The 9172-nt window shown below is 47.7% G+C and carries 6 protein-coding genes; all 6 read right to left on the bottom strand.

Annotated features, from left to right (window positions below; translation table 11 throughout):
- Positions 1–2: 2 nt before the first annotated feature.
- The 6 genes from ACO9K6_RS19630 to ACO9K6_RS19655 all read right to left on the bottom strand — a co-directional run bounded on the left by ACO9K6_RS19630 (position 3) and on the right by ACO9K6_RS19655 (position 8806).
- Positions 3–839 (bottom strand): ABC transporter permease, encoded by an 837-nt coding sequence (locus ACO9K6_RS19630; protein ID WP_424769231.1) that lies wholly within the window; start codon positions 837–839, stop codon positions 3–5.
- Between the two features lies 1 nt (position 840).
- The gene (locus tag ACO9K6_RS19635) at positions 841–1851 is read right to left on the bottom strand and encodes an ABC transporter permease (protein WP_424769232.1); all 1011 of its coding nucleotides are present in this window, start codon (positions 1849–1851) and stop codon (positions 841–843) included.
- A gap of 92 nt (positions 1852–1943) precedes the next feature.
- The gene (locus tag ACO9K6_RS19640; protein WP_424769233.1) at positions 1944–3785 is read right to left on the bottom strand and encodes an ABC transporter substrate-binding protein; all 1842 of its coding nucleotides are present in this window, start codon (positions 3783–3785) and stop codon (positions 1944–1946) included.
- A gap of 305 nt (positions 3786–4090) precedes the next feature.
- Positions 4091–5443: an extracellular solute-binding protein gene (locus ACO9K6_RS19645; protein WP_424769234.1), complete on the bottom strand. Its 1353-nt coding sequence runs from the start codon at positions 5441–5443 to the stop codon at positions 4091–4093.
- Between the two features lie 29 nt (positions 5444–5472).
- Positions 5473–7071, bottom strand: coding sequence for a response regulator (locus ACO9K6_RS19650; protein WP_424769235.1), 1599 nt, complete (start codon positions 7069–7071; stop codon positions 5473–5475).
- Positions 7064–8806 (bottom strand): sensor histidine kinase, encoded by a 1743-nt coding sequence (locus ACO9K6_RS19655; RefSeq protein ID WP_424769236.1) that lies wholly within the window; start codon positions 8804–8806, stop codon positions 7064–7066. The genes ACO9K6_RS19650 and ACO9K6_RS19655 overlap by 8 nt, the downstream gene beginning before the upstream one ends.
- Positions 8807–9172 lie beyond the last annotated feature (366 nt).

Genomic DNA, 9172 nt, shown 5'->3' on the forward strand with positions numbered 1-9172 from the left:
CGTCAGCTCCTTATTTTAGGATTAAATATTTCATCCATGCCCGTGTTCATCATATAAAGGGAAAACGTTATGAGCGCAATGGCGAATGCCGCCGGAATGAATGCCCACCAGGCTCCCGCCACCGGCGCCTCAAACACTAAGGCCCAGTTCATAATAATGCCAAGGGAAATCGTATTGTAGGGTCCAAGTCCAAGCATCGAGATCGAAGCCTCGGACAAAATTCCCGATGCTACCTGAAGAATAAATGCCATGACCACATAAGACGCGATATAGGGTAAAATCTCAAACAAAATAATTCTTGGCGTGCTGTGCCCGGAAATTTTGGCAATATTCACATGGTCCCGGTTGCGCAAGGATGTCGTCTGCGCCCTTACAGCCCTTGCCGTCCAAGGCCAGCTTGTAAGCCCGATAATAATTGCGACGATTAGGGAGCTTCGCGAATTAAGGCTTACAGAAACCAGGATCAAAACGATAAATGACGGGATAACGATGAACATGTTCGTGACCGCGGTAAGTATATTGTCGATTATTCCTCCCAAATAGCCGCAAGCGAGGCCAATGACCAGACCGATCGCGGTAGCGCATAAGCCAGCAACCAGGCCAACCATAACAGAGGTCCTAATGCCGTAAATTAACTCCAGAAACAAGTCTCTGCCGAAGTTATCTGAGCCAAGCCACAAATCGGAGCTGGGCGGCTGAAACGCGAGTGCCATCATTTCCAGCGGATCTTTAGTATTGATTAACGGATAAATTATAACAAGCAAGGCTACCAGCAAGGATGTAACAGCGCCGATCAAAAACTTGGGGGATCTTACTAAAATGCTCATCGAATGGGCCATATCAGTTTTCCTCCATTTGTGCCGCCTTGATTCTCGGATCCACGAGGCCATAGACAATTTCAATCGTAAAGTTGGCAAGCAGTACGGTCAGCGCGATAAGCAGCGTGCAGCCGGATATTAACGGATAATCGAGCTGCCTGATCGCGGAGAACAGCCATGTGCCGATGCCGGGGTAGCTGAAGACGATCTCGCAAATCAGCGAGCCGCCAACCATCGTGCCGATGGACAAGGCCAGTCCGGTAATTTGCGGCAGCATCGCGTTTTTGAACACATACCTTGCTACTCGCGAATCTCGTATGCCTAGCAGCTTGCTGTATAAGACATAGTCGGAGTTCAGCTCATAGATGGACATTTCTCTCATACCGATCGCTTGACCGCCGATGGTTACAAGCACGATAGAAAGAAAAGGAAGCGTATGATGCCGTATAACGGAAAGAATGAAGTCCAGACTAAAGTGAGGAACCATCTGGTAATCATAGCCGCCTCCCATCGGGAACCACTTCATCGTGATCGCCAGCAGGTACAGCATAATAATAGCCAATGTAAAAAACGGGATAGAGTTTACGAATAAGGCTACGGGAAACAGCACTTTGTCAAAAACGCCCTTACGATAGGCGGCAACCGCCCCGAGCACATTGCCAATAATCCAGCCGATAAGTATCGCCGGAAGCTGCAGTCCTACGGTCCAGGGGACGGCGGATGCCAATATATCGGATACCTGCCGGGGATACAAGCCGAACGAGGTGCCGAGGTCACCGGACGCGAGATTTTTTAAATAAATGCCAAACTGGACGAGAAGCGGCTTGTCGACGCCGAATTCCTTCATGAAATTATCGTATACCTTTTTAATAGAGTCACTGTCTGTCATCCCTTGCGTTACCTGGGTAGCGATCGTACTGACAGGGTTGCCCTCGATCAGCCTTGGAAGCATGAAGTTCAGGATAAGGGCAATGAACAGCGTAAGAAGATACCATCCGGATTTTTTGACAAAATATTTCGTATAGGCATTCAATAACATTCCACCTCCGGTATATGCAGGTAAGGGAAGGCCTATACTTGGCAGAGGCTGCCCCAATATAGGCCTGATTCTACTACGTACGCTGGTTAGTTCGTAATTTGGTACAGCGCTTTAATGCCAGCTCCGTCAACCGCAATTTGCGGTGGAATGTTGCTGCCGTCTCCGTCAACCGGGAAGCCCTTCCATACGGATTCGTTGACCGTATAGAATACCCAAGGACGATACATCAGCGGAATGGACGGAACGTCCGTCAGCCAGATTTTCGTAAGCTCCGTATACAGCTGCTTCGCATCCGCTTCGCTTGCCGTTGGAATTTGATCGATGATTTCGTCCGCTCTGTCGTTTTTGTAGCGTCCCCAGTTCCAGAATGCCATTTCTCCCATCGGTGCGACGCCTTTGGAGTACATGATCGTTCTTGCGCGGTTCCATGGGTTAGCAGGCGTAACGTTGCCGGCAGGGGTATTCATGATGATATCGAATTTACCGGTCTGCAGATCATTCGTCCATACTGGCGCTTCCGGGAATTTCGTGCGAATCTCGATGCCGATCGCTTTTGCGCTCTGCGCAACGATTTCCAGCGCGGCATTCCAGTCCGACCAGCCGTAAGGACATTCAATTTCAAAAGGACCAAGCCTTTCCCCGTTTAGAACGCGAATGCCATCCTTGCCCTTCTCGGCGCCGATGCTGTCGAGCAGCGCGTTGGCGGCTTCGATGTCAGTGGTCCATTGGAGGGATTTGATTGCCGCCTGATCCACGTATTTCGATTCAGCCGGCGTATCGAGCGTAAGGGATGGCTTCATGTCAGCCGAATAACCGCTCATCGCAAGCTCGGATATTTTCTTATAGTCAATCGCCATCGCGATCGCTTTTCTTACATCCTTATTATCAAGCCCCTTCCTCTCCATATTGAAGAAGATGGACGGCATCGAACCCGGCAGGTAGTAAGGCGCTTCCTTCAAATAGGTCTTGATTGGCGCGCCTCCTTCCCACATCTTCCATACTTGAGGAGTGAACTGCTGCGACACGTCAACTTGGCCGTTCTTGAACGCTAAATCACCGGAGGCGTTATCCTTGTAGATCACGTGCGTAATGTACTTCGGTGCCGGAAGCTTGCCGAACAGCGCCTTGCCCCAGTAATTGTCGTCGCGCTGGATCGTTATTTTTTGATCATTGTAGAAAAACATCTTGTACGGTCCGGTGCCAATCGGAGATTCGTTGAATTCTTTGCGAATCGCAGCCAGATCGTTATTGGCTTTGCTCTCGATCGCTTCCCAGATATGCTTAGGCAGCATCGGAATCAGCTCAATACTTTCTGTCACGGTCAGCTTGTTCGGATTGTCCTGTCTGAGCGTAATCGTGACCGCATTGGGCCCGTCTGCAACAACGTCCTGAATATAATCCCAGTAGCTGGTCCAGTTAATTTCGTATTTTTGACCCAGCTTGTAGGTGTATACGACATCGTCCGCCGTGAAAGGCGTTCCGTCGCTCCACTTGGAATCCTTGTTTAATTCGATCTTCAGTGTCACATCGTCTATCCAGGCGTAAGAGCTGCCGAGCAGCGGCTCCAGCGCCCCGTCATTCATATTGATCATGAACAGAGTCTCATAAATGAGCTCGCGCGAATTTCCATAGTTGACCGGAAAAGCCGGATTCCCGCTTAATAAATTGAAATTGGTTGGCGGCCCCCACTGCAAGCCGTTAATATAAAGGGTTTCATTTCTTGGTGTTTCCGTTGCGCTTCCGCTAGGCTGCTGCGCCGCATCATCAGCATCTGTAGCCTCGGCTGTATTGTTGTCACCTGATGCGTCTGCATTATTTTCAGTCTGATTCGTTATTGGCGGCGGTTCTGGTGAGTTTGTACATGCTGCTAAGAGTGAAACGGCCATCAAAATTACCATAAGCATGATCGTAGTCGCTTTCCTTCTCATGTTTACATCCCCAATCTTTAAATGATGTTCGCCACAAATTTAAAAGCACGCCAGCAAATCTCCCGAATCCCCTTCCTTCTTGATTCATATTATTTAGTAAGCGCTTTCACAAATAGTATAGGTCTAGTTTGCGTTACGGTAAATTGATGAATTTTTGCTGTTTTATCTACTTTTTTATAGTAAGCGTAAACGGCTGTCCCTTCCTTAGGGACATAAGCTCGTTTCGCGGGGAAATCTTATGCGGTGTATAAAAAAGAATAAATAAAAGCGCCAACCGCTTGCTGCCGCAAGCGTTGGCGCTGGCACTACATTTCCGATCGTTCGTGCACAGCCTGTATATTTTGGGCCAGCATCTCAGGTGTTAGCGAAGTACCGGGAGTGAGTATCATATACAGCCCCTTATTCAACGTCTGAACAACCTCGGGTGCCAGCCTGACGTCGTAAACCGGGGTTAGCTGTATATTGTGCAGAAGCTCCAAATATTCCTCAAATAGTGCCGAAGTATCCCCTATATTATTATGATCAGCGAAGGAGCCCGATATATCGCCGCGTTCAGCCATCCGTTCAGCCGCCTCTTTACCGGTCAACAGCTTCACGAACTTTAACGCAGCCTCCAGCTTCTCTCCTTCCAAATTGGAATTCAGGGCAAGCGCCCATCCAGAGCCTCCGGACGTTGCCGCAGCCTTGCCATTCCCCCCATTCACGGCAGGCAGGAGAGCAAGATGCGTTCGATCCAATATTGGCTTTGGCGCATCGGCCACCACGGAGGAAACCGCCCAGCCGCCCTCTAAAAACATGGCAGCGTTACCCATGTAATACGAAGTCCGCTGCTGGACATTATCCAGCTTGTTGATGTCGGCGCCGAAGGCGCCTAATTGCTTGAGCTGCAGCAATGCTGCAAGCGCATCGACAAATGGCTGATCAGTAAACTTCGCTCCGCTGTTATCCTCAAGACTGGCAAACCACTCGGTTCCCGTAAAACGGTCTCCAAGCGAGCTGAACAAGCAGGAGACGGCTACCCACTGGTCTCTGTTTCCCAATGCAATTGGCGTATAGCCCAGCGCTTTAATCTTTGTTACGGCATCGATAAATTCATTCCATGTAACCGGGAAACTCTCATAACCGGCCTTTCTAAAAATATCCGCGTTATAATAAACGATCGAGGTAGCTGTCAATTGCATCGGAATACCAGCAAGCACACCGTCAAACATAAAGTCCTCGAACGCCTCCGGACGAAACCCTAGCCGCCATTCCGGGTCCTCCGCCATAAAGCCTTCCATTGGCATGATTAAGTCGTTCTCCAGAAGCATTTCGGCATCTGATCCGAGCAGCATAAAGATGTCCGGCAGCACATTGGCTGCCGCAAGCGTTTTCACTTTGGTTTTGAGCGAGGCATTATCCAGCACGTCCTCGGATAGTTCGATATACGGATGCTCCCGCTTGAACTGTTCGACCAGCTCACGATGCACGACGTCGACAGCTGTTGTCGAGGTTGTTGTCCATGAATCGGTCAGTGTAAGCTTGATTTTGGAAGAAGCTCGGCCGTATTCCGCATCGTTGATATCCGTTAAATCGTCGGTTGAAGATGCACTGGCGCAGCCGGACAGAAGCATAAGCGCAACTAGCAATAGCGTTCGAAGCTTTACAAGATTAGACATAAGGGTCCTCCAATTCCAAGGATAATCACTTAATGATTCCGGTAATCGCGCGGAGAATAGCCCGTATGCCTTTTGAACACCAGGGAGAAATATTTATAGTCGTGGTATCCGACCTTCTCCGCGATCTCATACGTTTTGAGCCAAGTATGCTTCAATAAACGCTTGGCCTCCTCCACTCTTAATTGATTTAACCATTTCGTGAAGGTCATGCCCATTTCGTCCTTGAACACCTTGCTCAAATACGAAGGCGTCATGGATACATGCTCAGCCGCCTCGGACAGTCCGATTGGCTTATCGTAATTGCGGCTGACGTAGCGCATCATTTCCTTCACTAATTTTTTGCAGTTTCCTGCTGCCCTCTCTTCGATCAAGACGATCAACTGCTCCGTTATTTGCTTGATCCATATTTCCAGATCGGCAACGACCTCGAATTTTTCAACTGCGATGTGCGGAAGAAATGGAGACGGAAATATGCGTTCGGAATCTATTCCTATTTCTTCCAGTACCTGTGCCATTGTAAAAATCAACCCGATAGCGCAGCTTTTAATACGTTCGAAGGAGGTCATTTCCGTCCTAAAACGATCAAAAGACCGTTGAATGGTCTCACGAAGCCCTTCCACGTTTAAGGTCAGCATGCATTGCGCCAATTGTTTTTCTTCTTCCCGAAACAAGTGTGACCGACTGGCAGCCGGCAACGGAGCTGCGTGCTCCGTTTCAAATTCGATTACGGCGCCTTTTCCATAAAAAGCTTTCTCTTGAATAGCGCTAAGTGCCTGGTCATAACATCGGCTCACATCCGTCAATAGACAGACCGGTTGTCCTAGACCGATTGAAACGGACAATTTCAAGTATCGCTTAAGATTTAATTGCAGCTCTTCACAAATATCTATTATGTTCGTTCCGAGCGGCAAGTTGATCAGGCCGATCAACTGACCAAGCTCTCCGAAGCTTACGAAGCAATGAAAGCGGGAGACCAGAACCTCTTCTGCTATATTGAGAATTGCGAACATGCCAGCTTCTCTTTCTCTCCTCGACAGACGTTCTTTAAACAAGGAATAGTCATCGACCTCGATAATCATGATTTGATAGGCTGGTCCCTCAAGACTGATTTTCAAGGTTTTGGCCTTTTCTATAACCTCGTTGATATCCGTTTGTTTGTTGATTAGGCTGTTCATGAGCATGGATTTGATATGCGGCAAATTTTCATTAAACAATTTATTCCGAATAAACTCACCCTGCTTCATCATTCGCCGGCTCCGTTCTTCATCCCGAATTCCGGAGAGAATACCTACCAGCTTCTCCGCAATGACAGGCTTTAGCAAATAATGCTGGATACCGATCGCCATCGCTTCTTTTGCATGCTGAAAATCCTCATACCCGCTCAGCAAAACCAGCTTTATATCCGGATATTTACATCTTACCGATCTGGCGAGCTCGATCCCATTCATAATGGGCATTCGAATATCCGTTAGAACCAAATCGACGGGACACTGCTTCAGCTTCTCCAAAGCATCCTGGCCATTTTTGGCCTCGGCCGCAATCTCGATTCCATATGCAGACCAATTAATGGAAGTCATAATCCCTTTACGGACAATTCTTTCATCGTCTACGATCATCACTTTAAACATGCGGCGCCTCTCCTTTTACGAAAGGTTGTCTAACCGACACCGTGGTTCCCTTAGAAGGGACGCTTACAAACTCCACACCGTAAGGACTCCCGTAATTCAGCTTAATTCGGTCATGAATGTTCTTCAAGCCGAGTCCCGGAGCTTCTTCTGCCGGACGGCTTAGCATTTCCTGAATGGCATCCTCGTCCGCCCCTCCCCCATCGTCACTGACGCTATAGACGAGCATATCTCCATCTTGGAAGATGCGAATCTCAATTCGTCCGCTGCCGTCCACCGCTTCAATACCGTGCCGGATCGCATTTTCCACAATCGGCTGCAGCACCATTTTGGTCACCGTGCAATCCAGCGTCTCCGTCTCAATATTCATCGTGAAGGAGATCGATTCCTCATACCGTTTCTGCTGGATCAAGATGTAATGTTCAAGGTGTTCAACTTCTTTTCTTACCGTTGTGAACCGGCTGCCGCTGTTGAGCCCGATCCGGAACAGCTGGGATAAGGAATTGATCATAACCGAGGTGTCAAAGGCATTCTCCATCCTGCTCATCCAATAGATGAGATCGAGCGTGTTGTACAGAAAATGGGGATTGATTTGCTCCTGAAGCGCTTTTAATTGAGCCTCCTTTTGCTTCATTTTCGAAACGTGAACCTCATTGATCAGCTCATCTAGTTTCTGGGACATTTGATTGAAGCCAATCGCCAATAAAGTAATCTCGTCATTTCCCCGCACCTTCATTTCGGTATCGAAGTTTTCGCGTTCCACGCGCCTCATGAGCACTCGGATTTGCTTTAATGGCGTAAGCACTCTTGCTGCAAAAAGGAGGATAACGGCCAAACAAATGGCGAAGCTGACTACTATCGAAAAAAACGTGGCTCTCTTGATCACATTGCCCGGCTTCAATATCAATTCATTGGGAGTCAATTCCACGATACGCCAATTTTGCGATTTCATTCGATGAAACACCGCTAAGTGCTTCGTTCCGTCGATGTCCGTGTTGAAATACCCCTCCGGTCGGCGATCCATGTCCGGATGAATAAATGAAGGCGCGATACGGCTGCCGATCAGCTCGGAAGAAACCGTCGATAAAATGACATTTTCATCGTTAATCAGATAAAAAAGTCTCTTTTCCTGCGAATCGGTTTGGTATAAATCTCTTATGCTGCTTTCGAGCACATTAATTTTCAATATGCCTAAGGATCGGCTGACATGATGAATGTCCCGTATGTCCCTAATCATGGTAATCACTTTTACTTCTTTGTTTTGCACGAAGACCGTATCATCATACCAGCTGTCCTTGCCCTTTAAGGCTTTGGCCTGAAGTAGCCTATCGCTTGGGACAAGATTGACCGCCCCTCTGTTATCGAAGCCCTTTTCGCTAAGATCCTGTACGTAAATGGAGTATATATATTTTTTATTGAAGGTTTGGTCATTCAAAATGGAGACCATTCGCGAGTAGTTTTGCTGTTTGAATTCAGCGCTTGGAGAGTGAAGATAGGCGGCCACTTCGTCATTCTGAATAAGGTTTAACGAAATGGTGTTGACGTCGTTGATGATCATATCCAAATGATTCGCAATCTGTTTCGCATTCACCAGATTCAGATCGATAACCTGATTGCGAACTACGCGAGTGGATTCAAAATACGAAAATCCGCTGACGATTAATAAAGGGCAGATGGCTAAGACAACGGAGAACAGCATAACCTTGGATCGAATGCTGAAAAACCTTTTATTTTCCACGCGATCAACTCCGCCAATTCGGTAAGGGATTCACAGCTGAGCATATGCGATTACAATCCTCGTGAACACGCTTTCAATATATAGTTCGCCGCTTATGGCTTGAGCTCCTTCTGCTAATTCTTAATATATACTCTCTGTATAGGCGATATCGAACCTAAACATCAGAGAATCCTGCGGCAGCAAACGCATGATTCGTTCTCGGAACAACACAAATTTAATAAAACCTAGTTTAATGCGCACTAAAACAAATGTAAAGAGAAAAGACAGCTCTGCTGGCAGCAACATGGCCTGAACTGCACCCCAATTGTTAGACACCATCTAACGATTGGAGGTGCAGTTTTTTTGACTAAATTCAATCTAGAACTA

This window comes from Paenibacillus praedii, from assembly GCF_049725345.1.
Lineage (GTDB): Bacteria > Bacillota > Bacilli > Paenibacillales > Paenibacillaceae > Pristimantibacillus.

Coding starts and splice junctions, on each gene's coding strand:
- ACO9K6_RS19630 (WP_424769231.1), bottom strand. CDS start 839: ATGGCCCATTCGATGAGCATTTTAGTAAGATCCCCCAAGTTTTTGATC.
- ACO9K6_RS19640 (WP_424769233.1), bottom strand. CDS start 3,785: ATGAGAAGGAAAGCGACTACGATCATGCTTATGGTAATTTTGATGGCC.
- ACO9K6_RS19645 (WP_424769234.1), bottom strand. CDS start 5,443: ATGTCTAATCTTGTAAAGCTTCGAACGCTATTGCTAGTTGCGCTTATG.
- ACO9K6_RS19650 (WP_424769235.1), bottom strand. CDS start 7,071: ATGTTTAAAGTGATGATCGTAGACGATGAAAGAATTGTCCGTAAAGGG.